This is a genomic window from Rhizobium sp. CF080 (assembly GCF_000282095.2).
Lineage (GTDB): Bacteria > Pseudomonadota > Alphaproteobacteria > Rhizobiales > Rhizobiaceae > Neorhizobium.
In genome coordinates, this window is the sequence record NZ_AKKC02000004.1 from 958356 (window position 1) to 980435 (window position 22080).

The window sequence follows — 22080 nt, forward strand, 5'->3', positions numbered from 1 at the left end:
CTTGACCTCTCCCGAAAACACTCACGTGTTTATAAGCTAACGCATGCAACGGCGTCGAACAACAAATCATCGAGGACAAGACGAAGGCTTGGCGGAGACGGATAACATTGTCAGCGTTGCGGCAGCCAAATATTGCGCATGCCGCAAAACCCTGACGTTTTTTCAACAAGACCGCGATCGCCACTGCCGATGGTGCAATGCCTGTTTTGAGGGGCTGAGGTTGGTGATCAAAACTCTTCCCAAGTGTCTTTCACTGCAGCGTTTCCGGTGGAGGCGCTTTTCAGTTGCCTTGTCATCATCGGGACAGGCTGGACGTCACGGTTGTGACGAAAATCGCCGCGTCTTGCTGTCGGAGCCTCCCGATCATGGCCAAGGCGGAATTGGGAGATCAATTCGCGCAACATGGCGCTTTCGTTGGCGAGCGTCGCGCTGGCAGCACTTGTTTCTTCGACCATTGCCGCATTCTGCTGGGTCACCTGATCCATCTGGTTGACGGCGGTATTGACCTCCGCAAGTCCGAGTGACTGTTCCTTGGCGGATGTTGCGATCGAATCCATGTGCTGATTTATCTTGATGATATAGTTCTCGATGGTTCAAGCTGGTGAGTGAAACCGGCGAGTCTCGCAAGATGCATCCAGCAGAGGCGCGCCATCAGACGTGGCGGCCGTCCGCAGCTTCGTCGCGTCGATGTCCTGGCTTGCATCCATCGGGAAGATGTACAGTTCGCCTTCGTCGCTGCTTCCGTCGGTCAGCCGGTCGAGGAACGGCTTCCCAAACCCAAGACCGAATTCCATCGATCCAACAGGTTTGCCTTCTGATGAAATGGGGTAAATGGCCCGAACGCCGACGCCTGCCTGCCCCCGTTCCAGACCGACAACCGGCTTGTGCGTACGATTGGCCTCGATCACGGTCCGGCGGAAAGAGGAAAGATCGTCACCGAACTTCGTGGGACTATGGACTCTGAAGAAGGCATGGGCGTCGGGCGTGTGGAATTGAAGCTGTTCGAAACCGTAGACCGACCTCATGGTGTCAAAGCCGCCGACAAAGGCCTTGCTCAAGGCGTCCCTATCGCCGGCTGCCATCGCTTGTCGAACATCCGGCTCCATGGCGACCAGGGCGGCCAGGCTTTCCGCCTTGGCTATTTCTGCCTCGACCGCCTTGTCGAATTTGCGTTGCATGCCGTTGAGTTCGCGTTCAGCGGCCTGACTGATAAGCTTATTTGCCCCGTAGTAGAGAGGTAACCCCACCGCGGCGGCAGCCATCACAGTAGCTAAAAGGATAAAAATGAAAACGAGACGGATGGCCGAGTATTGTGCCTTGCCACGACGGTCGCCTGGCCACCCTGCATGTGTGCCGCGACGAGTGAAAAACTCGAACGTTGAGTATCGTCAGAAACTGTGTTCACAAGTGATGCAGCACCAGCGGTTTTCCGTCGAACGTCTCCACCCGCATCCGGAACCCGAAGATGCCTTCCAAGACATCCGGGGTGAATATGGCGGCTGGCGTCCCGTCTCCGACGACGCGGCCGCCCTTCATTGCGACGATCCGGTCGGCATAGGCGCTGGCCTGGTTGATATCGTGAAGCACGATGACCACGGTTTTCCCGTTTTCATCGGCAATGGCGCGCAGTGCCTGCATAAGGGTGCGAGCGTAGTACATGTCGAGATTGTTGAGCGGCTCGTCCAGCAGGATATAGTCGGTTCCCTGCGCGAGCGTCATGGCAACCAGCGCACGCTGGCGCTGTCCACCGGACAGCGTTTCCATGAACCGGTCGGCGAAATCGGTAAGGTCAAGCTGCCGAAGTGACTGGTTGACGATGTTGCAGTCTTCCTGCGTCAGTCGCCCACGGCCGTGCGGAAAACGGCCGAAACCGACCAGCTCCCGGACCCGCAGCCGGCTTGCTATGACCGAGTCCTGCCGCAACAGGGCGACGACCTTGGCAAGCTCAGGGCTCGGCGTGCTGTCGACGCCGAGACCGTCGATGGTGATGGAGCCTGTCTGCAGCGGCTGCAGCCTCGCGATGAGCGACAGAAGCGATGACTTTCCTGCGCCGTTTGGACCGATCAGGGCCGTTACCCCGCCCTTCGGAATGGTCAGATCAATGTCGTGCAGGATCGGCGTCGTTCGATAACGGAGCGAAACGTTTTCAATCCGGATCATCTGCGGCTCCCCAAGATCAGCAGCAGGAGGAACAGGATCCCGCCGATAAATTCGATCACGACGCTCAGCGCCGAGCTGTTGCCCAGCGCATGCTGGAAAAGGGTCTGCCCTCCGACCAGCACGACAATCGCGATCAGGGCGGCGGCTGGCAGAAGCACCGCATGCCGTCGGGTATCGACGATACGCTCGGCAAGGGCGACAACCAGCAGACCGAAGAAAGCCACCGGACCGACGAGTGCCGTCGAGACCGCCACTGATCCGGAGACGAGCAGCAGCAGTCCCGTGACGGTCCTGACCCAGGAAATGCCGAGGCTGGTTGCCGCATCGGAGCCCAACGATACGATGTCGAGGATGTGGCGAGCACGCCATGCAAGCACGGCGGCGCCAGCAGTCACCAGGGTAGCGAAGATCAGCAGATCGCTGCGGACGGCATTGAAATTCGCAAAGCTAGCGCTTTGCGCCACCGCAAACTCATTGGGATCGATGAGCCGGGCGAGCAGAGAATGCAGGCTGCGAAACAATACCCCGAGGATGACGCCGGCCAGAAGCATCAACCCCATATCCAGGCGCCGCTTCAACATCGGCAGAAGCAGCGTGCAGGCCAGCGCCATGAGAGTCAGGATCTCGACACCGAATTTCAGCCAGGGGTCCAGCGACACATATCCGATGCCTCCCAAAAGAAAGACCATGAGCATCTGGCCAAACAGGTAAAGGGCATCCAACCCCATGATCGAAGGAGTTAGAATCCGGTTGCCGGTGACCGTTTGGAAGATCACCGTCGAAATCGCGATCGAGACGCCGACTTGAAGAAGCGCTGCCAGCTTGATGGCACGCAGTTCCAGGACAAAGGCGATATTGCCCCTCAATCCGGTGAGGAGGAAAGCGACCATGCAGGCGACCGCGGCGACACCAAGTGCGATGAGGCGACGATCAGGCATGATCGGGACGCCGGAACAGGAGCCAGAGAAAAACCAAGCCACCGACGACGCCCATGACCGTGCCGACGGGAATCTCATAGGGGAAGCGGATAATCCTGCCGATGATATCGCAGCCTAGCACCAGGCCCGACCCGCTTGCCGCAACGCAGACAATTGTCCCTCGCAGATTGTCACCCATGAGGCGGGAAACAATATTCGGGACGACAAGCCCGACGAACGGGATCATGCCGACCACAACGACCGTAAGCGCCGAAATGACCGAGACGACGACGAGACCGAGCTGCATCATACGCGCGTGATTTATTCCCAGTCCGATGCTGGCGTCACGGCCCAGCGCCATGATGGTCAAGCGGTCCGCCACCAGCCAGGCAATGGCGACCGTCAGCGCCGCGAACCAGAGGAGTTCGTAGCGCCCGCGCAGGACACCAGAGAAATCGCCATTCGTCCAGACCGAAAGGAATTGCAGGAGATCGGCATGCCAGGCCGCGAATGTGGCAGCAGCGCCGATGACACCACCATAGACGATGCCGAACAGCGGGACGAGAAAAGGCTGTGTCGGTGGCAACCGATGGGCGGTCATCAGGAATACCGACGTACCGGCCATTGCGGCACCGCTGGCCACGAGCGTCTTGATCGGCAGGGACGCTGCCGGCAAAAGGAGCGTAGCCAGCAGAATGCCGAGTTCCGCACTCTGGGCCGTGCCGGCGGTGGAAGGCTCCACGAAGCGGTTTTGCGCCAGCGTCTGCATGATCAGGCCGGCGATCGCGAGGCCGGCCCCGGCAAGCACGGCCGCAAGCGTCCGTGGCAAGCGGCTTATCAACAGGAGCTGGAGGGCTTCCGGATCGTTCACAACGCGAGCAAGCGAGAACTCACCCACTCCCACCGAAAGGCTGGCCAGAAACAGGATCGCGAGCCCGAGGCCCGCGACCAGTCTCCTGCGTGTCGGGGTATCGACCGAGATGATTGTCATGGGGCGGCTGTGAATGCCTTCTGAATCGTGGCCATCACATGCTGCATGGACTGCACGCCACCGGCGGAGATGTAGAAATCGGCCGGAGGCAGATAGACCACATGGCCTTTCTTCCAGGCAGTCGTCTGGGCAATGAGTTCGTTATCCAGGGTTGCGCGGGCATTCTGCTCGCCGGATCCGACTGCCGCCGCACGATCCAGCACCAATATCCAGTCGGGATTGGCTTTCCTGATGAACTCGAAGGAAACGGCCTCCCCATGTGTCGCGGCCTCGATATCGGCAACGGCAGGCGGGAGCTGAAGCGCCGCATGGATCCATCCAAACCGGGAGCCCGGTCCGTAGGCGGAAACCTTCGGTCCATTGGTCATGACGATCAGTCCATTGCCTTTGCCCGCCACCGCCGCACGCGCTGCCTTCACCTCATCGTCCAACTCGCGGACGGCGGCCGCGGCCTCTTCCGACTTGTTGAACAGCAAACCGTAAGTTCTCAGCCGTACTTTGGCCTGCTCGACCAGATCGTTGCCATCCATCGTCATGTCTATGGTCGGAGCCACCTCGGCGGTTGCTGCGGCGATTGCCGACGACCGGCTGCCGACGATGACTAGATCCGGATTGAGAGAACTCAGGGCTTCAAGGTCCGGCTCGAAAAGATCGCCGATGATTTCAGCGCCAGACTTCAGATGTTCAAGCTCCGGAACATAAAGCTTCTTGGGCACACCCGCAGGCCTGATGCCGAGACGGTCGAGCGTGTCGATTGCGGCAACATCGTAGACGGCTATCTTCCGGGGCGTGTCCTTGATGGCGACCGGTCCCTTGGCCGTCTCGATGTCCACTGCATTCGCCGCAAGCGAAGACAGTAGTAGGGCCACGCCGGTCACGATCGCTCTAAGATGCTTCATTCTCGTCTCTCTTCTTCTGCTAAGGACGGCTGCTCGGCACAAGCAGGGCGATCAGTCGGCCTGATCGCTGTTTTTCCAGTCCAGCGCTTCGAACTCTTCTCGAAAGGCAAACCGCAGGAGATGGGATTCAATGATCGCCTGCGTTTGCCCGAGCTGCTCCGCGTCGACGCTGCTCGCTTCCATTCTCAATCCACTGTCGTCCGCATCGAGAACGCCCGTACCCGAGGCAAAGTGGCACTCGCCATGTGTCTCGTCGTATGTCACCTCGATCCGGTGGGCGAAATGCTTGCACAACTGCGCCAGATATTTCCGACCCTGTGCGGTTTTTAGGTATGCGATGGCCAGAACCACGGCGTCCTTCTCCTTTTCTTGTCGTTCTTGCCGTGCCTTCCGTCAATCATAAATATAACTATATTAGTCATGTTTTCTGATCAAAGGAAGCCCCGGACCTATTTGTGACGGCCCGGAAAGAGTGCGATCAATCCATCCGAGATGATCCCTCGCCAGACGAGGTAGTCATGTCCTCCGGCATATTCTCGATAGAAAACAGGCATCTTCTTTGCGGTCAGCACATCCCGCAGGTGCCGGTTGGTTTCGAGAATTCCGGCTGTCCCGCCGCTTGCGGTCTCGAACAGGCCGGCTGACAAGAAAAACCTCAGAGGAAGATGGGGGCCTTGGGTGAATAGGCCCGCGATATATTCTGACCGCTCGGCCGGTGTCCCGGCAGGGCTCCACCAGAATGAACCCGACATCGAAAGAACATTCCCGAAGGCCTCGGGGTGGCGCATGGCAACCGTTGCCGAAGCGAGCCCTCCATAGCTGGATCCGGCCAGAACGGTACGCCCAGGATCTGGGGGTAGCCCGGTTTCTCTGAGTATGCGCGGCAAAAGTTCCTCGGCCATGAAATCCGCGAACTGATCGTTTGCGGGCAGTTCCCGCGCACGCGCCTCCCGGTCCGGGTTGGCGACGAACACGGCAACGGTCGGCGGGACCACGCCTGCGGCGATCATGTTGTCGAGAATGCGGGGGAGCGGGACCCGTTTTAGATACTCGTCCGCGTCGAAGACGAACAGCAGCACGTTTTCTTCCGTATCCGGCCTGAAGCCCGCTGGTCGATAAATAGTGACTTGTCGTGTGTTGCCGAGCCTGGCGCTGGCCATCGAGAAGCTAGTTAACTGCCCCTGTGGGTTATCCTTGTCCTCGACCCAGGGCTGCGGCGGCGCTTCCGCCAGTTCCAGAACGGAATCCTGGTTGTAGGCATCGATGGCATCGGCAGGCCAGGGGTGATGGTTGAGAGGGTCGGCCTTTGCTGTAGCAAGGATAGCCACACGGCGCTCACGCGCTGTGCCCGGCAGATCGGGCACGTCGAATGCAAGCTGATAGGACAGCCGCGTCGAGGTCGGCACCACGAAACTGCGAAACCAGATATCTGAGCCCGCGAGCGGCAGCAGCTCCTCGTGGTCCCCCGATGGCGCCCCGAAGAGCCGAATATTGCGCTTTGCGCCACGACCCACAAAAGTCACGATCTTATTTCCGCCGAGACCATCTTCCACAAGAGGCGCGCCACGCTGGGTAACAATCTGCCAGAACGCCTCCGTCGACTTTTCCGCCGCGAAGGTCGCTGCGGCATCGGAGACGATCCGGCTGAGATAGCTTGGCGGAGGCGGTCGCTGATCAGCCTGAGCTACTCTCGTATCGACGACGAGGGAGTAGCTACCGTTAGGTTGCTTTGCCGTGACCACCAGCCGACGCTCCGGATCCGCGGCGATGAACTGAAAATCTACCGCCCCACCCGCATCCGCAGCGAACCGGCGCAGATGATCGCCCTTGGCATCGACAAGATCGAGATCGAAACGTCCGGCGCTCACGGCCAGCCGGCCTTTCAGATAATCGCCCGCATCTGCCCGCGGAACGAATACCCGGCGAGCCATATTCGCTTCGACAGTCACGGTAACCGGCTGGCCGGCCAAGAGCGTCAACGGGCTTTCGGCAAGGGCATGAAATGCTTGCATCGAAACGAGAGCCGCAACAGCGGCCCCCTTGATTGTGGTTAGCGACATCACCAGCGCTTCTTCAAGCTGGCAACCACGCTGCGGCCCTCGCCGTAGAAGCAGGCATAGGCGCTGGCGCAGGATGCGACGAACTTCTCGTCGGCAATGTTCTTGACGTTGACCTGCAAGGAAAGCCCCTGCCAATCGAGATTGGCTGCTCCGAAATCGTAGGAGAGCATGGCGTCAAAAAGCGTGACGTCATCGACCTTGAACGTGTTGGTGTCGTTGCCCCAGCTCTTGCCGGTGTAGCGAACTCCACCGCCAAGCGTCAGCCCTTCCAGCGCGCCCTCATGGAAGGCATAGGTTGCCCAAAGAGAGGCCTGGTTCTGCGGTATGCGCGGCGGTGTCTTGCCAATCGTCGAGGCATCGACGGATTCCTTGACCTCGGAGTCGATGTAACTGTAGCCGGCGATCACCGAGAGGCTGTCGGTTAATTCTGCGCGGGCCGAAAGTTCGACGCCGCGATTGTGAATCTTGCCGATCTGGGAATAGACCATGGCGCCTACGCCTGGATCCCATGCGCCATTCACGACGTCGTTCTGAGTGAGATCGTAGTAGGCTGCCGTCAGCAGAAGATTGCTGCCCTCCGGCGCATATTTCACGCCGATCTCGAATTGTTTCGCGGTGGTTGGCGAAAAGGCGCTCTTTCCGGCAGGTGGGGCGTAGAGCGACGGTTCGAAGGAGGTGGCATAGCTGACATAGGGTGCGATGCCGTTATCGAATGTGTAGAGCGCGCCTGCACGCCAGGTAAAAGCTCCGTCATTGTAGGACTGATCATTGTTGGACGCCAGCCGGTCGTCGATATCGGTACCCGCCCGATCATAACGGACGCCCGCAAGCAGGTTCAGCCTGTCGATCTCGATCTGGTCCTGGAGGTAAATACCCGTCTGCCAGGCCTTCAGGGTCTGTAGATCGCTCGTTGAAAGAACCACCGAGCTGTAGTCGAACCCGCCATACTGGGGATCGGCCATATTGATGCTCGGCACCGAAGCCCGGCCCCACTGGTAGTCGCGGTGGCGATATTGGAAATCCATACCACCGAGAAGTGTATGCTGCGCGATCCCGGTGTCGAACTTGGCCTCCAGCTGGTTGTCGACCGTGACCTGGTGCCAGACATCCGTCCCGCCGCTTGCCGAACGACTGACCACCGTGTTGGCGCCGGTCGACGGATCCGCGCTCGCGCTGCCATAGACGAGGGTGTGGTGGAGCCAATCGACCCAATGATAGCGGGCATTCTGCCGGAAGGTGATTTCGTCACTCAGCTGATGCTCGAACTGGTAGCCGATCCAGGCCTGTTCGCGTTCTGCCCGCTCGTAGTTGGGATCGGAGACAAAGAAATCACGTGGCACGTAACCGAAGCCGGCAATGGGATAGACGGTGCCGGCCGCATCCAGGAAGTTACGGTATCCGGCATCCGGCTCATTCTGGTAGCCGCCAAGGATGGTCAGGGAGGTGCCTGCATCCGGAGCCCAGGTCAGCGAAGGGGCAATGGCAACCGATTTCTGCTTGGTGAAATCCTCCTGAAGGTCGCGGGTGAGGCCTGACACCACGAAGCGGTAGGAGAGCGTCTCGTCGATCTTGTCGCTGAGGTCGAGGCCGGCAGAAAAATAGCGGTCCGTACCGACGGAGATTTCAACTTCGTGAAACGGCGTATCCGTCGGCTTCTTACTGACCATATTGACGATGCCGCCGGGATTGGTCTGGCCGTAGAGCACGGAGGACGGCCCGGAAAGCAGCTCTACCCGCTCCAGCAGATAGGGATCGATCTTTGCATAGGAGAGATCGCTGCCGAGGAACAGTCCGTCCAGATATCTCGGGACATAATAGAAGCCGCGGGCAAAAAGCTCGTCCTTGAGATTGGACGCGCCGCGATATTCCGTGAACACGCCAGGCGTGTAGCGAAGCGCCTCCGCCACCGACTGTGCGTTCTGATCCTGCATCTGGTCCTTGGAGACGACGCTGATGGATTGCGACGTCTTGGCAATGGGTGTGTCAGTCTTCGTCCCCGTCAGGCTCTGCCTTGCGACGTAACCATCGACCGGACCATTGCCCTTTTCCGCGCCTTCGCCGCGAATGACGATGGGTTGCAGTTCCGTGTCCTGCTGCGGCTGCTCCTGCGCGGCGGCGACATTCAGAATCACGATGCTCGATGCCGCAAGCAGCACCATACGACGTCTAGCCATAGACGGCGAAGAAATACCCTTCATTGCCCCACTCATATACAGTTCGGGCCGACCTACGGATCGACCGATAAAACATGATTGACATAGTCATGTATATTAGTAGCGTGAGTTCGCTGTCGATCAGAAAGACTTTCGCGCAGGCGGCAAAGATCTACGCGCAGACGGCACCAACGATGCAGCATTCATGGGTAGCGCCATGAAGAAGGGTGAACCTTGAACATCAGGATCAAACCGAACATCCCCGAGCATCTCTTCGTCGGCGCGATGGAAGGTCCGGCAAGCTGCACGCCGGATGACAATCTTTACGAGGTATGGCCGAAATTCCTGGTGATGGTGTTTCTCCAAGGACAGCAGCACTTCATCATGGATGGTGCGCACTTCCAGATAGATGCGGGCAATGTCGACGGCGCCGCCCCTTTGGTCTTCATGCTCAACATCGCAGAGGGCTGCAAACTGCAGTTCATCAACGAAAGCGAGACGCCGTTGCGCAAGGTGATGATCTCCGCGCCCTTGCCTTGGGTCGAACGGCTGATTACTTCCCAGCCGACGAGCATGCCGAGGCTGAGGGAGTTCTTCTCCAGACATCTTGCCGAGTTCCGCTTTCGGCCCAACAAGCACGTCGTTCAGATCGCCGAGCACATCATAAAGCCTCCCATGGCCATGGCCGGCGAGCTACTGACGCTCCATCGCAATGCCCATGCCTTCGACATCCTGTGCCAAGCCTGCACCGCACTCGTTGCAGAAGGAACAGATGTGCGGCACCAGGCGATGGCCCTCAACCACCGGCAGAGCGAAAAGGCCCGTGACTACATCCTCGCCCACGTCTGCGAGGATGTGACGCTGGACGCTATCGCACGCCACGTCGGTATCAGCACTTCATCGGCCCAGAGGCATTTCAAGGAACGGTTCGGCATGACGATCTCCGACTTCATCCGAAGGGAGAGACTGGAGACCGCTCGCACAGCATTGGAACGCGACGGCATTCCGATATCGCAAGCTGCCTATCTCGCCGGTTACAACAACCCGTCCAGCTTCACGACGGCCTTCAAGAGAGCATACGGTGTGTCCCCCAAGCGCCTTCGTGCTTGAAGGTCTTGAAGGAGCCGAATCATCGAGCCGTTCGTGGCCCGTGTTATTCTCGTCGCAAACTCCACCACGACATCGACAAGTGCGGCCAGTCTTGTCATCTTGCGCGACCTCGACGCCAATTCCGGGCGGCAAAGTCGATCGAATCCGGGCGCATCTTCACATTCGGGCTACACGCCTTGCACGTCGCCTTCCACGATGTTCACCCAGGCGGACCTGGGTTTCAATCTCCTGGCGCGGCGAAGATAGAACGGCAACTTCACGTCGCCATCCTCGAGAAACAATTGCGTCGTATTACGCGCCAGCTTTGCGTCCGCTCAATAAATCATTGGGTCTTGCTCGGCAGAAACCCGCCTTCATGGCCACTTTTTGCCATGCCTGAAATTCAGGCCAAAAAAACTTTAAGCTTCAAATTGACACTGCGGATATTCGCTCCTAGGCTAACCTTAATTGAGAAAAACGCGGCGTAGATCGCGTATGGGGATGAAGCATTCGAGAGATCGTTGGCTGCAGCCTGAGCTGCATGTCCGAATTGAATCTTGGCGTTTGTCAAAAAGGTGAGGTTACGATGGAACTGAGAAGCTTGCTCCTGGCTGCGGTCGCGGCCTTTGTTGGTCTTGCCGCAACCGCCAAGGCCGAGCCGGTCGTGATGGCGATCGGTACCGATGCTGCATTTGCACCTTTCTACCTTGCCCAGCAGCGGGGCATCTTCAAGAAACACGGGCTCGAAGTCGAGTTCCTGAAGTTCTCGAACGGCGGCGAAGCGGTCGATTCCGTGATTGCCGGCCAGGCCAATCTTGCCGGTGCCGCCGAGCAGACAACAATGATCCGCATGGCGCGCGGCGCCGATCTGCGCCCCACGACGATCTACGAGGAGTCCGGCAGCTATCTGAAGCTGGCCGTAAAGCCGGGCATTACCGATCCCAAGCAGATCAAGAGCTTCGGCGTCGTGAAGGGCAGCGTCAGCGAATATTCGACCAGCCTGACCATGACCAAATACGGGCTTGATCCTTCCGCCATGAAGATCGTACCGGCAGGTCCGCCGGAACTGCCCGCATTGCTCGCCCGCGGCGATGTCGATGCCTTCTTCGTCTGGGAACCGTGGCCGGGCCTTGCGGTCAAGCAGGGCGCGAAAACGCTGCTGACCAGCGGCGATGTCGGTTACGCCTATACGATGTGGCTCACCGCATCCGGCGCATGGTTCGATGGCCACAAGGACGCGGCAAAGAATGCCGTTGCCGCGCTTGCGGAGGTCAACGCCCAGATTGCTGCCGATCCGGACAAGGCTGCTGCCGAATTCCAGACGATCACGAAACTGCCGGCCGCCGATACGATCGGCTTCCTCAAGTCGACCAACTGGGCCGTTCGGCCCTTCACCGAGGCCGACCACGCGGGCTTCGACAAGATCGTCGAATTCCTCGCGTCGCAGAAGATCGTCACCGCCAAGCCGGACTTCCGCACTGCCATGACCAAGGGCAAGGTGAACTGATATGGCGAAAGGTGTTGGCATAACGCTTTCGGATGTCGCGATTACCTTCGACAGTCACTGCGTGGTTGACGGCGCCAATCTCGATATAGCCGAGGGAGAATTCATCTGTCTCCTTGGCCCCAGTGGCTGCGGAAAATCCACGCTGCTGAACGTCATCGCGGGCTTTGTGCCCGCGACTGGCGCGATCAAAGCCGGTGGCAAGCCGGTCAAGGGGCCGGGCGTCGATCGCGGCATCGTGTTCCAGAGCTCCGAGGCACTGTTCCCGTGGCTCAGCGTGCGGGAAAATGTCGAGTACGGACCCCGCGTCCGCGGTGTCCCTGCCGCAAAACGCAAGGCGTCGGCGCTGGAATACCTTGCCATGGTCGGTCTTTCCCATGCGGCTGACAAATTTCCGGCGCAGCTTTCAGGGGGCATGCGCCAAAGAGCGCAGATCGCCCGGGTTCTCGCCAACGAACCATCCGTCATCCTGATGGACGAACCCTTCGGCGCGCTCGATGCCCAAACCCGTGAAATCCTGCAGCGCGAGGTCGCACGCATCTGGCGGGCTACCGGCACGACGATCGTTTTCGTCACGCATGACATTTCGGAGGCCGTCATCCTTGCCGACCGTGTGGTAACCATGACCGCAGGCCCGCAGGCCAAGATCAAGAATATCGTCTCGGTCGATATCGCGCATCCGCGCGACCTCAGTTCGCCGCGGGCGATCGAACTGCAGAATATCTTGCGCGAGGATATTTCGGCCGAGGTCGGTCGGACGCTAAAGGCGCAAGGATTGATTTCGGAGAATGCGGCATGAGTTCGACAGACGCGGTGCCCACGCCGGCCGCAGCGCAGAAAGCTGGTTTGCAGGGAAGGTCGCCTTCTTGGCTTCTCAACATGCTTCCGGGCGCACTTTCCGTCGTGGCCGGGATCGTCATCTGGCAGCTGATGAGCCTGCGCGTTGCGCCGCTGTTCCTGCCTTCGCCCTATGATACTGCGCTTGCGCTGATCGAACTGTCGGCCGACGGCACGCTGCAGATGTCCGTCGCCGCGTCCGCATACCGCATCCTGTTCGGTTGGGCAGCCGGCGTGGTCATCGGCATTCCGCTCGGCATTTTCATGGGCATGCTGCCGGTGGTGCGGCGCGTATTCGACCCCTATATCGAGTTTTTCCGCTTCATTCCGCCGATCGCCTTCGTAACCCTGTCGGTGATCTGGCTCGGGCCAGGCGAAATTTCGAAGATCGCGCTGATCTTTTACACCACCGTTTTCATCGTGACCCTGAACACGATCGCCGGCGCCAAGGCGACGCTCGAAATGCGTCTGCAGGCCGCGTCCGCACTCGGGGCCAATCGCTGGCAGATCCTGATCACCATCGTCGTGCCTTCGACAGTGCCATACATGGTAACGGGTGCCAGAATCGCCATGGGCAATTCGTTCTTGACCATAGTGTCGGCTGAAATCGTCGCGGCACAGGAGGGATTGGGTGCGCTGATCTGGAATGCCCGCAATTTCGGGCGGACGGACTGGGTCTTCGCCGGCATCATCGTGCTTGGCCTGCTTGGGCTCTGCTTCGACCGGATCTTGCGCTATGGCACCACAAAGTTCCTGCATCGCTACCAGATCCGCCATTGAGAGCGACGGCCCATCGCGAGCGTATGAAGTTGTGAGGATCAAGATGAATTTCGATCAGACCGAGCTGCTCAGGGCGGAAAACGTCTTCCAGCTTCGCGAGGTGTTTCCGCCGCAGGCGCGGACATTTCCGGAGTTGATGACCCGCCAGGCCGAACGTTACGGTGACCGCAAGCTGATAACCCTGGGCGACCGGGTGCTCAGCTTTGCGCAGACGCGGACGCTGGCCTCAACCGCCGGACAGACATTGCGGATGGCAGGTATCAAGGCCGGCGATACGGTTGCGATCATGTGCAGCAACCGGCTGGAATTCTTGCAGGTGCTTCTTGGCTGCGCATGGTGCGGGGCTATCGCCGTGCCGCTCAACACCGCCTCGCGCGGCGCCCAGCTGGAGCATATCCTGAAGAACAGCGGCGCAAGACTGGCTGTGATCGAAACTGCCTATCTTGGCGTCTTCAATGCTCTTTCCGACACCGATCTTCCGCTTCAACAGATCTGGACGGTGGGAGACGTGCCTGCAGATGCGGCGCTTGCATGGCCGCATTGTCCGATCCCGGAGCAAAATGGCGAGATGGACGCGTATCCGAGCCGGCCGTCGGATACTGTCGCAATCCTCTACACCTCCGGCACAACGGGTGTTTCGAAGGGGGTATGCTGCCCCCATGCGCAATATTTCTGGTGGGGCATCCATACCGCGGCATTGCTCGGGGTGTCCGAAACCGACGTGCTGCTAACCTGTCTGCCGCTCTTCCATACGAATGCGCTGAATACTCTTTTCCAAGCGCTTTTGACTGGGGCGTCGATGGTGCTCGAACCGAAATTTTCGGTGTCGAAGTTCTGGGTGTCGCTTGCTGCGCATGAGGCAACCGTCACCTATCTCCTTGGTGCGATGGTTCCGATGCTATTGTCCAAGGAAGCCAGCGAGACCGATCGCCTGCACAAGACCCGGATCGCTCTGGCGCCGGGCGTTCCGCCGCAGTTTCATGCACCGTTCACCGAACGCTTCGGCGTGGCGATCCGCGATGGTTATGGATCGACGGAAACCAATTTCGTCATCAGTGCCCTGTCGCACGAGCAGCGGCTGGGCAGCATGGGAAAGGTCCGGCCCGGCTTCGAGATTGCGGTGTTCGATGAAGATGATAACGAAGTGCCAGACGGCACGCCCGGCGAACTGGTGATCCGGGCATCCGAACCGTTCTCGATCGCGACCGGTTATTTTGGCATGCCGGAGAAAACCGTCGAAGCCTGGCGCAATCTCTGGTTCCATTCCGGTGACCGGGTGACAAAGGATAGCGATGGGTATGTCCAGTTTCTTGACCGCATGAAGGACGCCATCCGTCGCCGCGGCGAAAACATCTCGTCATTCGAGGTGGAGCAAGTGTTGGTGGCGCATCCGGCGATCGAGAATGCAGCCGTGTTTCCGGCGCGCTCGGAACTTGCCGAAGACGAGGTGATGGCGTCGATCGTTCTTAAAACCGGCATGACGTTGACGCCGGCCGAGCTGATGGATTTCTGCCAGCCGCGGATGTCCTATTTCTCCGTGCCCCGTTTCCTCGATTTCGTCGAGGGACTGCCGCTCACGGAAAACGGCAAGGTGCAGAAGTTCAAGCTGATCGAGCGTGGTATAACGGACAGCACCTGGGATCGGGAAAAATCGGGCTACAAACTGGTGCGGTGATCCTCACAATCTGCGTCGTGTTGCGTCCGCCGTCTGCAGCGCCATCCGCTCCGTCGCCTTTAATGGTGTCTGACCAGGTGCAAGGCGTTCGTGGACGATCGTCTTCTCTGGGCCCGATATTTAACCGAGTTGCGCGGGAACAAGCATCTCGATTCGCTCAAGCGTCGGAAGGGCGGAGCTGACGTCATCCGTGATCTTGAGGTGAATGACCCGGGTTCCAAGAGGATCGCCGCCTGTGCTGGTGACAAGAGCCTCATACGTGCGGCTGCCCTCGGGAGCGGCTGCCTGTGCGAACACCAGCCTTACGTCATCGCCAAGCGCGGCGCGCAGACGGCTGTCTGCCGAGCCGATACCGCCGAGCTCGGCGTGGATCAGCGCCAGTGCCCGGTTCGTGGACCAGGAGGTCTCGTATTCGGCCCTCGTATTGGAAAGGATCGGCGTCTTGTCGAGCGCAATGAACCGAGGGGCACCCGGCACGAACTCGATCCGCGTCTCGTAGCTGATGATCGATCCGTGAACGCCCAATTCACCTTTGGCCTGATAGGCCACCACCACGCTCAATAGACCGTCGCCATTGTCTGCGATTGAATAGCTGGAGTGCACGATGTGGTGTGAGCTGACCTCATCCGGCACGGCGTCGAACCACGCGACGAGGCTCTGATGGTCGCTCGCAAACAGATGACCACCTCGGCGTCCGGAGAGACGGACCTGTGGATGGAACATCGCCAAGTGCGCTTCTAGGTTTCCGCCCGGCGCTTCCAGGAAGGCGAACCATCGGTGAGCGAGGTGAAGTGCGATGTGGTAACGGTCGAGCGTTGTCTCGGCGGTCATGCATGCACCACCGCGTTGTCGATCCTGGTCGATCCGCTGATATGGCCGATCGTGGCACTGTTGCGCGCGGGGCCTATGATGGTGACATGAATCATAGATTTCTTCCTGTTCAAGCCGATTTGGCAGAGGGGATTTCCACAGGCGCGGCGTCCATCGCCGCGGCGATGGTGTCGATCGCATTCAGACGCGCTTGCTCACCCGGCATCATGAGGTTGATCATGACTTCGTCAGTTCCATAGGCATCCGCCAGATCGCGAAGCTGAGCGACGACCTGCGAACCCGTTCCGGAGATGAGCCTGCCCTGGTTGCGCTCTCGCGCGGCGAGTTCGTCAGCCGTCCAGCGGTGGCTGCGTGTGGTGTCAAGGGAGGGCACCCGTTCAAATGGCCTCATGCTCTCGGCATGCGAGAGCCAGAGGTGAAACGCATCCGCAAATGCCGCAGCCTCGGTAACGGTATCGCCGACGCTCACGAAGACTGCCACGACAACGGACGGGCTCGCAGAAAAGCCGGTTGGTCGGAACGCAGCGCGGTATGCCTCGGCGGCCCGTTGGCCGCGGGCGGTCGGGTTGATGAAGTGGGCGAAGGTAAAGCCGAGCCCCGCCTGCGCGGCGATCTCCGCGGTTGCACCGGACGCCCCGAGCACGAACGGCTGAGGTCTGTCGGCCGTCTCGGGAAGCGCGCGCATCCCCGCATACCGGGATCCGGGCAGGTGGCGCCCGGTCACGAAGCCCAACAGCTCGGAGACCTTTTGCGGGTACGGGATGGTTTCGCTTTTCTCGTCATTGAGGGCGGCGGTTATGCGCTGGTCGGCGCCGGGTGCGCGACCGAAGCCGAGGTCGATCCGGTTTGGGAACAGCGCTTCAAGAAGCTGGTAGTTCTCCGCGATCTTCAAGCTGCTGTAGTTAGGGAGCAGCACGCCGCCGGAGCCGACGCGGATGCGCGTCGTCGCCGATGCGATGCGCGACATAAGGATCTCCGGTGAGTTGCTTACGGTGGCGGGCATGCCGTGATGCTCGGACACCCAAAAACGAGTAAATCCGTTTTCTTCCGCGCGTTGTGCCAGTCGCACGGTGGAAGCCAGCGCATCTGCCGGGACGAGACCTTCGTCTACCGGCGAATAATCTAACAGGCTCAGTCGCATAGGTGGTTCCTCATTCATTTCGTTGTGATGGCGTTCATCAATTTTGCGCCAACAAGATCGCGAGCGAACAGGTAATCGCAGGCAGACAGGTCGGATCGACCAGATACTTCGCAACAAGCGCGACGAGGTAATCGACAACTATAAAAGCTGTGGCACTAAGGGCGTTGCAGCCTGGCGGGTCATGCAGCCCTATTCCGTCCAGTCGCCTTCGCCGCTCATGGTCGCCGTCAGAAGTTTGTCCATGTCGACATCTGCCGACCTGAACCAGCCCGGACGGTACTCTGTCCATGTGATCCGCCAGAGCGTGCCACTTCGTCTCAACCTCATCGGGTAATATGCGCCGAACATGCCACGTTCCAGGTTGGACTGCGGAATGGTCCGCCCGACGATGATGGCGGCCTCGTCACCCTCGACCACGCTCCCGAGCACCTCTCCGTAGTGTTGCATCCACGGCCACGCGCGCCGGAAATCCTTGAGGACGCCGATGATGGCGTGTCTCCCGGAAAGAGGTCCCATCGGGCGGAACGTGCCAGCCGCATCTTCCGTATAGCATCCGGTCAGCAGACCGAAGTCTGCCTGATCGATCCCCCAGCTATAACGGGCGTAAGTGTCTTCGACGTCGCGGACGTCACCCGCCCGTAGCTCGTTATCCGGATGCACATGCCATGGAGCATCGACCTCGCTGACAATGACCGGAAGCGGGTCGCCCTCGGTCCAGATCTTTTCATGGACCGGGAATGTCCAACCCGGCCGCAGTTCCTTCACACCCTCGATCCAGGTCAGCTGGACTTTCAGGCCTGAGACCTTCCACGGTTCAGCCAGGACCTCGCGCGTCAGGTCAACGACGAATACCGCGCCGAAGGACAATTCCGTCGTTCCGGTCACTCGTCCTGCAAGGTAACCGCTCGCGCGCGCCTGGGTCATGGATCCGGCAAGGTACACATTGCTCGATGAGAGATGCATCTCCTGCTTTTCGGGAAATGGCCCGAACATCCTCGCGACCTCCGCACGACCGGCGAGGTGGCCGCAGTGACTGGTTTCTGCGGAAACAGAACCGGTCGTCAGCGTTTCTAACGCGCCGGCGTTGCCCGTTCTAAGTGCGGCCAGCAGGCTATCGATGGTCGCCAATCCGGCCTGATGTGCCGTCGCAGGTTCGGCGATGGGCGTTTCAGCAGCAAGAGATGATGTCATTTCACGATCCTTCTGGCTCGAACCCGTCACGACGGAAAGGTCATGCCGTTGCCCGGCTCGCCAAGGCCTTCGCCACCTTCGCGCTTCGGCCAGACCGTTTCCAGCCGCGATCGGCTGATCCGCCATTCACCGTCAACACGGCGATACTGGTCGGAATAGAGCCCAAGAAGGAGGAGGGGGTTGGGATCAGGCTTTGAAGCTGTCTCGAAGTCGATCAGGTAGCAGCGGCCCTCCGCCGTGTCAGGGCCGGTGATCCTGACCCAGTGATTGGTGACGGCATGCAGGAATGGGTAGTTGCCCTTCCCATCCCGATCGAACAGTGTCACGGCGTCGCCAAGTCCTTTTTGGATCGCCTCGATGCCCCGCATGCTGCCGACCGTCACCTCGACGATGGCGTCATCGGTGAAGACGTTTCCGAGTTGTCGGACATTGGCGCTGTCCAGGTAGTGGCTGTAGAGAACGCGCAGGTTGCGGATTTCCTCGATATCGAGAAGGTTCTGAATTCGTTTGTCTGTCATGATTGTTTCCGTGCGTTTTGATGGAGATCAGCCGCGTTCGGCCTGATATGTCGGATAGTCGGTGTAACCTCGAGCTCCCCACTGGCCATACAAGGTCTCGCGATCGGGCTCAGCGAGTGGCCAGCCATTCTTCAGGCGTTCAACGAGATCGGGGTTAGAGATGAAGGGGCGCCCGATGCCGATCAGGGAAAGGTGTCCCTTCTGCAGTGCTTCCTCTCCGGTATCGCGGTCGAAGCCACCCGCGGCGATCAGCGTGCCGTGATACAGGCGGCAGAAGTTCTCCGGGAAGTCGGCCGGGATCCCTTCGAGTCCCATCGTGATCTGATCGCTTAGGTGGACATAGGCAAGCTTGCGAGCGTCCAGTTCGCGCGCGACGGAAAGCCAGGTCTCGGCTTCGTCGGCATAGGGCCGCATGTCGTTAAGACGACCGAACGGGGAGATCCGGACGCTGACGCGATTGCTGCCGATGGCGCCGCACACTGCGTCCACGGTTTCCAGGAGGAACCGAAGCCGGTTCTCGATGGAGCCGCCGTACCGGTCAGTCCGGTCGTTGACCGCGCCATTGATAAACTGCTCGAAGATATAGCCGTTCGCTCCGTGAATCTCGATGCCGTCGAAACCGGCCTCGATCGCTAGCCGTGCGGCGGCAACGAAATCATGGCTTACGCGCGCGATTTCATCGGTCTGCAGCGCCCGCGGCGTGCTCGTCCGCACGTTCTGCGGCTTGCCGTCCTCGCCAAAGGCATAAGCCTGGCTGTTCTCCGCCCGCGTAGACGTCGAGGACACCGGAGCGCCACCATCGGGCTGCAGGAAAACATGCGAGACTCTCCCAACATGCCATAACTGGGCGAAGATCTTGCCGCCCTTTTCATGGACGGCAGCGGTTACCTTGCGCCAGCCCTCGGCCTGCTCTTTCGTATAGAGGCTCGGATTGAAGAGATAGCCCTGACCTTCTTTGGAGATAGGAGCGCCCTCGCTGACGATCAGGCCCGCGTTGGCGCGCTGGGCATAGTAGAGGGCCGTCTGGTCGTCGGGAATGTTGTCGAGCGCGCGGGCCCGAGTCATCGGGGCCATCACGATCCGGTTGGCAAGCGGGAGTCCGGCAAGGTCATACGGTTCGAATAGCAGGGTCATGTGTATTCCTTCTGAATCAGGAGGCGTTCGGAACAATGGATGGGAAAGACGGAATGACGTTCTCCGCCAGATCTGCCATCAATTCGTCGTAGGGGCGGCGACTGATCTTCGGATTGAGGGCGGCATGGTTCACACCAGCGGAGCGCGCGGTTTCAAGGAATTCAGCCAGGGCGCGGGATCCGGTCCTGAATCCCGCTCGCATCCTCTGGAACGGGTGGTTTCGGTCTTCGACCAGATCGAGGTATCCGGCGATGCCGATGGGTTTGAACGTATGCTCGCCGTGCACAGATCGGACGAGGTTCGCCCATTCTCCGGCAAAGACTGGCAGATTCTCGACGGCGGGCGAGGGAGCGATCAGGCCGTCCATGCTCTTCGCGATCCACTCGATCGATTGTTGCCCGCGCCCGATCGCGATCGACGGCGTTCTGTCGAATGGCGGCTTCGGAAGCAAATCCAGATGGCCATGAGAATTGCCGAACCGCGGTGACTTGAAGGTCGGGAAATCTTCGTCCGTGACTGTTCGGTAGACATCGTAGGCATCGCGAAAGCGTTCACCGCGCGTGGCGAAATCGATGTCGAACAGGGGGTATTCGGCCGGCCTGTCACCAGATGACAGGCCAAGGAGCATGCGGCCTCTCGACAGGTGGTCGAGGGAGGTAACTTGCTTTGCCAGGATCTTGGGTTCTCTCAATGGCAATACGATCCCGGCAGTGCCGAGGGCGATCGACTTGGTCGCTGCTGCCAGAGTGGCGATGTAAATCAAGGGCTCGAATACCTGGCCCGTATCGCCATAAGTAGGGTCGTAGAATGGAACGTCCCGCATCCATAGGGCGCCAATGCCGTATTCGTCCGCTCTCTGTGCCATCTGGATATGATTGCGCATCGTGGGAGCGGGCGTGTCCGGATGAGTTTCCAGCGGTAGTATGAGGCCGACGGTAAGGCGATCCTTGGAGAACAGGCGTCTGTTGCCTGGGTGCTGAACGGGAGCGGATACGACACCGCCGCTCGCGGCCTCCGGCTTCCAGTTGAGTGTCATGGGGTGGCTCCTTCGTTTCCACCCAAAAGATAATAGATATGATTATGAAGATAATGCCCTTTGAATTCCATTCATTACGTCCTATGATTCCAGAATGGTCGGCGAGAATCGATTTGATGGCGTTCAAGAGTTTGTGGAAACGGTCCGCACGGGCAGCTTCACGTCGGCTGCGTCAAAATTGGGTGTCACCGCTTCTGCGGTCGGCAAAAGCGTCTCTCGGCTAGAGGCTCGTCTGCGAACGAAACTCCTGCATCGAACAACGAGGAGCCTCAGCTTGACCAGCGAGGGCGAAGTATTCCTTGCTACATGCATGAACGTTCTAGAGGAGCTCGATAGTGCCGAGGGAACCCTTGCTGCCGGTGGAAGCGTTCCAGTCGGCCGCGTGCGCGTGGATCTACCGGGAGCGTTCGGCAGGCGGCATGTCATGCCGGTCCTACTTGATCTGGCGTTGCGCCATCCGAGGCTGGATCTGTCGGTCATGTTCTCGGAACGCACTGTAGATATATTCGCCGAGGCAACTGATCTCGCCGTGCGCATCGGTGAGCTTCGTCAGGATTCCGGACTGGCGGCGAGGAGGCTGGGCACACAGCGGCTGGTGATCTGCGCGGCGCCAAGATACCTTTCGGAACACGGCGTACCACGCGATCCTGCCGAGCTCTCGCAAAGTGATTGCGTCATGGGCTGGCGCAGAGAGGCCCGGGCGACCTGGCTGCTGAAGCACGAGGGCGGTCCGGTCCTCTCTCAGGAAGTAAGGACCCGGCACGAATTTAGCGACGGAGACGCAATGCTCGACGCCGTGCTCGGCGGCGCGGGACTATCCCAGCTTCCGACCTGGCTTGTAAACGACCATCTGGCAAGCGGTGCACTGGTTCCGGTTCTGACGGAATATGCCGGGGCCGAGATGCCCATCCACGCAGTCTGGCCGCAATCGCGCTACATGAAGCCAAAGCTTCGCGTCATCATTGACGCCTTGGCTAAGGCGGCCACTTCGAAGATGTCGGGTTTCCATCCTTGAAGTGGTCCCTCTTCGAAGTGGCCGAGGAAAATCGCGATTAAGATCTCGACCTTTTCCGAAACGCGATCATCTGAAGGTGGTATTCGAAGGACATTTGCGTCCTTCATCAAGCGGAAAACCAACTCTCCCTGGAGTGCGGGCGCAAGTTC

Annotated in this window: 20 protein-coding genes and 1 pseudogene; 6 read left to right on the plus strand and 15 right to left on the minus strand. The window is 59.7% G+C overall.

Features of this window, described 5'->3' with window-relative positions; all coding sequences use genetic code 11:
- Positions 1-227: 227 nt before the first annotated feature.
- The 9 genes and pseudogenes from PMI07_RS35600 to PMI07_RS11600 form a co-directional block, all read right to left on the minus strand.
- Positions 228-593: pseudogene (locus PMI07_RS35600) on the minus strand (methyl-accepting chemotaxis protein); the annotation flags it as partial.
- Entirely contained in the window at positions 594-1262 is a 669-nt protein-coding gene (locus PMI07_RS11565; protein WP_007762454.1) for a cache domain-containing protein, read from the minus strand. It abuts the pseudogene before it with no gap.
- A gap of 139 nt (positions 1263-1401) precedes the next feature.
- Positions 1402-2160: an ATP-binding cassette domain-containing protein gene (locus tag PMI07_RS11570; RefSeq protein WP_007762452.1), complete on the minus strand. Its 759-nt coding sequence runs from the start codon at positions 2158-2160 to the stop codon at positions 1402-1404.
- Positions 2157-3098 carry an iron chelate uptake ABC transporter family permease subunit gene (locus PMI07_RS11575; RefSeq protein ID WP_007762451.1) on the minus strand — a complete coding sequence of 314 codons (942 nt, stop codon included), beginning with the start codon at positions 3096-3098 and terminating at the stop codon, positions 2157-2159. Before PMI07_RS11575 ends, PMI07_RS11570 begins: the two co-directional genes overlap by 4 nt.
- Positions 3091-4068: an iron chelate uptake ABC transporter family permease subunit gene (locus tag PMI07_RS11580; RefSeq protein ID WP_007762449.1), complete on the minus strand. Its 978-nt coding sequence runs from the start codon at positions 4066-4068 to the stop codon at positions 3091-3093. Before PMI07_RS11580 ends, PMI07_RS11575 begins: the two co-directional genes overlap by 8 nt.
- On the minus strand, positions 4065-4967 hold the full coding sequence (locus PMI07_RS11585) for a siderophore ABC transporter substrate-binding protein (RefSeq protein WP_007762446.1): 903 nt from the start codon (positions 4965-4967) through the stop codon (positions 4065-4067). The genes PMI07_RS11580 and PMI07_RS11585 overlap by 4 nt, the downstream gene beginning before the upstream one ends.
- A gap of 51 nt (positions 4968-5018) precedes the next feature.
- Positions 5019-5318, minus strand: coding sequence for a DUF2218 domain-containing protein (locus PMI07_RS11590; protein ID WP_007762443.1), 300 nt, complete (start codon positions 5316-5318; stop codon positions 5019-5021).
- A gap of 98 nt (positions 5319-5416) precedes the next feature.
- The gene (locus PMI07_RS11595; protein ID WP_007762438.1) at positions 5417-7027 is read right to left on the minus strand and encodes an alpha/beta hydrolase-fold protein; all 1611 of its coding nucleotides are present in this window, start codon (positions 7025-7027) and stop codon (positions 5417-5419) included.
- Entirely contained in the window at positions 7027-9201 is a 2175-nt protein-coding gene (locus tag PMI07_RS11600) for a TonB-dependent siderophore receptor (RefSeq protein WP_155956441.1), read from the minus strand. The genes PMI07_RS11595 and PMI07_RS11600 overlap by 1 nt, the downstream gene beginning before the upstream one ends.
- 213 nt (positions 9202-9414) lie before the next feature.
- Between PMI07_RS11600 and PMI07_RS11605 the strand changes: the two genes are divergently transcribed.
- From PMI07_RS11605 to PMI07_RS11625, 5 genes are all read left to right on the plus strand, one after another.
- Positions 9415-10290: an AraC family transcriptional regulator gene (locus PMI07_RS11605; protein ID WP_007762433.1), complete on the plus strand. Its 876-nt coding sequence runs from the start codon at positions 9415-9417 to the stop codon at positions 10288-10290.
- Positions 10291-10855: 565 nt separating this feature from the next.
- Entirely contained in the window at positions 10856-11776 is a 921-nt protein-coding gene (locus tag PMI07_RS11610; RefSeq protein WP_007762431.1) for an ABC transporter substrate-binding protein, read from the plus strand.
- Between the two features lies 1 nt (position 11777).
- Positions 11778-12572, plus strand: a complete 795-nt coding sequence (locus PMI07_RS11615) for an ABC transporter ATP-binding protein (protein WP_007762429.1) — start codon at positions 11778-11780, stop codon at positions 12570-12572.
- Entirely contained in the window at positions 12569-13390 is an 822-nt protein-coding gene (locus tag PMI07_RS11620) for an ABC transporter permease (RefSeq protein WP_007762426.1), read from the plus strand. Before PMI07_RS11615 ends, PMI07_RS11620 begins: the two co-directional genes overlap by 4 nt.
- A 43-nt stretch (positions 13391-13433) precedes the next feature.
- Positions 13434-15065 carry an ATP-dependent acyl-CoA ligase gene (locus tag PMI07_RS11625; RefSeq protein ID WP_007762424.1) on the plus strand — a complete coding sequence of 544 codons (1632 nt, stop codon included), beginning with the start codon at positions 13434-13436 and terminating at the stop codon, positions 15063-15065.
- Positions 15066-15185: 120 nt separating this feature from the next.
- On the opposite strand, the gene PMI07_RS11630 is transcribed toward PMI07_RS11625, so the two are convergent.
- From PMI07_RS11630 to PMI07_RS11655, 6 genes are all read right to left on the minus strand, one after another.
- Complete coding sequence (locus tag PMI07_RS11630; protein ID WP_007762422.1) at positions 15186-15896, minus strand: hypothetical protein; 711 nt, start codon at positions 15894-15896, stop codon at positions 15186-15188.
- Between the two features lie 109 nt (positions 15897-16005).
- Positions 16006-17037: an MsnO8 family LLM class oxidoreductase gene (locus tag PMI07_RS11635; RefSeq protein WP_007762412.1), complete on the minus strand. Its 1032-nt coding sequence runs from the start codon at positions 17035-17037 to the stop codon at positions 16006-16008.
- 189 nt (positions 17038-17226) lie between these two features.
- A complete protein-coding gene (locus PMI07_RS11640) occupies positions 17227-18228 on the minus strand; it encodes a nuclear transport factor 2 family protein (RefSeq protein ID WP_007762410.1) in 1002 nt (333 codons plus the stop codon).
- Positions 18229-18254: 26 nt separating this feature from the next.
- Complete coding sequence (locus tag PMI07_RS11645; protein WP_007762409.1) at positions 18255-18746, minus strand: nuclear transport factor 2 family protein; 492 nt, start codon at positions 18744-18746, stop codon at positions 18255-18257.
- 27 nt (positions 18747-18773) lie between these two features.
- Positions 18774-19880 carry an alkene reductase gene (locus PMI07_RS11650; protein WP_007762406.1) on the minus strand — a complete coding sequence of 369 codons (1107 nt, stop codon included), beginning with the start codon at positions 19878-19880 and terminating at the stop codon, positions 18774-18776.
- A 16-nt stretch (positions 19881-19896) separates the two neighbouring features.
- Positions 19897-20916: an LLM class oxidoreductase gene (locus tag PMI07_RS11655; protein ID WP_007762403.1), complete on the minus strand. Its 1020-nt coding sequence runs from the start codon at positions 20914-20916 to the stop codon at positions 19897-19899.
- Between the two features lie 94 nt (positions 20917-21010).
- Between PMI07_RS11655 and PMI07_RS11660 the strand changes: the two genes are divergently transcribed.
- Positions 21011-21931 carry a LysR family transcriptional regulator gene (locus PMI07_RS11660; RefSeq protein WP_037086208.1) on the plus strand — a complete coding sequence of 307 codons (921 nt, stop codon included), beginning with the start codon at positions 21011-21013 and terminating at the stop codon, positions 21929-21931.
- Positions 21932-22080 lie beyond the last annotated feature (149 nt).

What these genes read in the sequence shown, in the direction of transcription:
- PMI07_RS11565 (WP_007762454.1), bottom strand. Translation starts at nt 1,262, where the DNA reads ATGGCTGCCGCCGCGGTGGGGTTACCTCTCTACTACGGGGCAAATAAG.
- PMI07_RS11570 (WP_007762452.1), bottom strand. Translation starts at nt 2,160, where the DNA reads ATGATCCGGATTGAAAACGTTTCGCTCCGTTATCGAACGACGCCGATC.
- PMI07_RS11575 (WP_007762451.1), bottom strand. Translation starts at nt 3,098, where the DNA reads ATGCCTGATCGTCGCCTCATCGCACTTGGTGTCGCCGCGGTCGCCTGC.
- PMI07_RS11580 (WP_007762449.1), bottom strand. Translation starts at nt 4,068, where the DNA reads ATGACAATCATCTCGGTCGATACCCCGACACGCAGGAGACTGGTCGCG.
- PMI07_RS11585 (WP_007762446.1), bottom strand. Translation starts at nt 4,967, where the DNA reads ATGAAGCATCTTAGAGCGATCGTGACCGGCGTGGCCCTACTACTGTCT.
- PMI07_RS11595 (WP_007762438.1), bottom strand. Translation starts at nt 7,027, where the DNA reads ATGTCGCTAACCACAATCAAGGGGGCCGCTGTTGCGGCTCTCGTTTCG.
- PMI07_RS11600 (WP_155956441.1), bottom strand. Translation starts at nt 9,201, where the DNA reads ATGGCTAGACGTCGTATGGTGCTGCTTGCGGCATCGAGCATCGTGATT.
- PMI07_RS11610 (WP_007762431.1), top strand. Translation starts at nt 10,856, where the DNA reads ATGGAACTGAGAAGCTTGCTCCTGGCTGCGGTCGCGGCCTTTGTTGGT.
- PMI07_RS11615 (WP_007762429.1), top strand. Translation starts at nt 11,778, where the DNA reads ATGGCGAAAGGTGTTGGCATAACGCTTTCGGATGTCGCGATTACCTTC.
- PMI07_RS11620 (WP_007762426.1), top strand. Translation starts at nt 12,569, where the DNA reads ATGAGTTCGACAGACGCGGTGCCCACGCCGGCCGCAGCGCAGAAAGCT.
- PMI07_RS11625 (WP_007762424.1), top strand. Translation starts at nt 13,434, where the DNA reads ATGAATTTCGATCAGACCGAGCTGCTCAGGGCGGAAAACGTCTTCCAG.
- PMI07_RS11630 (WP_007762422.1), bottom strand. Translation starts at nt 15,896, where the DNA reads ATGACCGCCGAGACAACGCTCGACCGTTACCACATCGCACTTCACCTC.
- PMI07_RS11635 (WP_007762412.1), bottom strand. Translation starts at nt 17,037, where the DNA reads ATGCGACTGAGCCTGTTAGATTATTCGCCGGTAGACGAAGGTCTCGTC.
- PMI07_RS11640 (WP_007762410.1), bottom strand. Translation starts at nt 18,228, where the DNA reads ATGACATCATCTCTTGCTGCTGAAACGCCCATCGCCGAACCTGCGACG.
- PMI07_RS11645 (WP_007762409.1), bottom strand. Translation starts at nt 18,746, where the DNA reads ATGACAGACAAACGAATTCAGAACCTTCTCGATATCGAGGAAATCCGC.
- PMI07_RS11650 (WP_007762406.1), bottom strand. Translation starts at nt 19,880, where the DNA reads ATGACCCTGCTATTCGAACCGTATGACCTTGCCGGACTCCCGCTTGCC.
- PMI07_RS11655 (WP_007762403.1), bottom strand. Translation starts at nt 20,916, where the DNA reads ATGACACTCAACTGGAAGCCGGAGGCCGCGAGCGGCGGTGTCGTATCC.
- PMI07_RS11660 (WP_037086208.1), top strand. Translation starts at nt 21,011, where the DNA reads ATGGTCGGCGAGAATCGATTTGATGGCGTTCAAGAGTTTGTGGAAACG.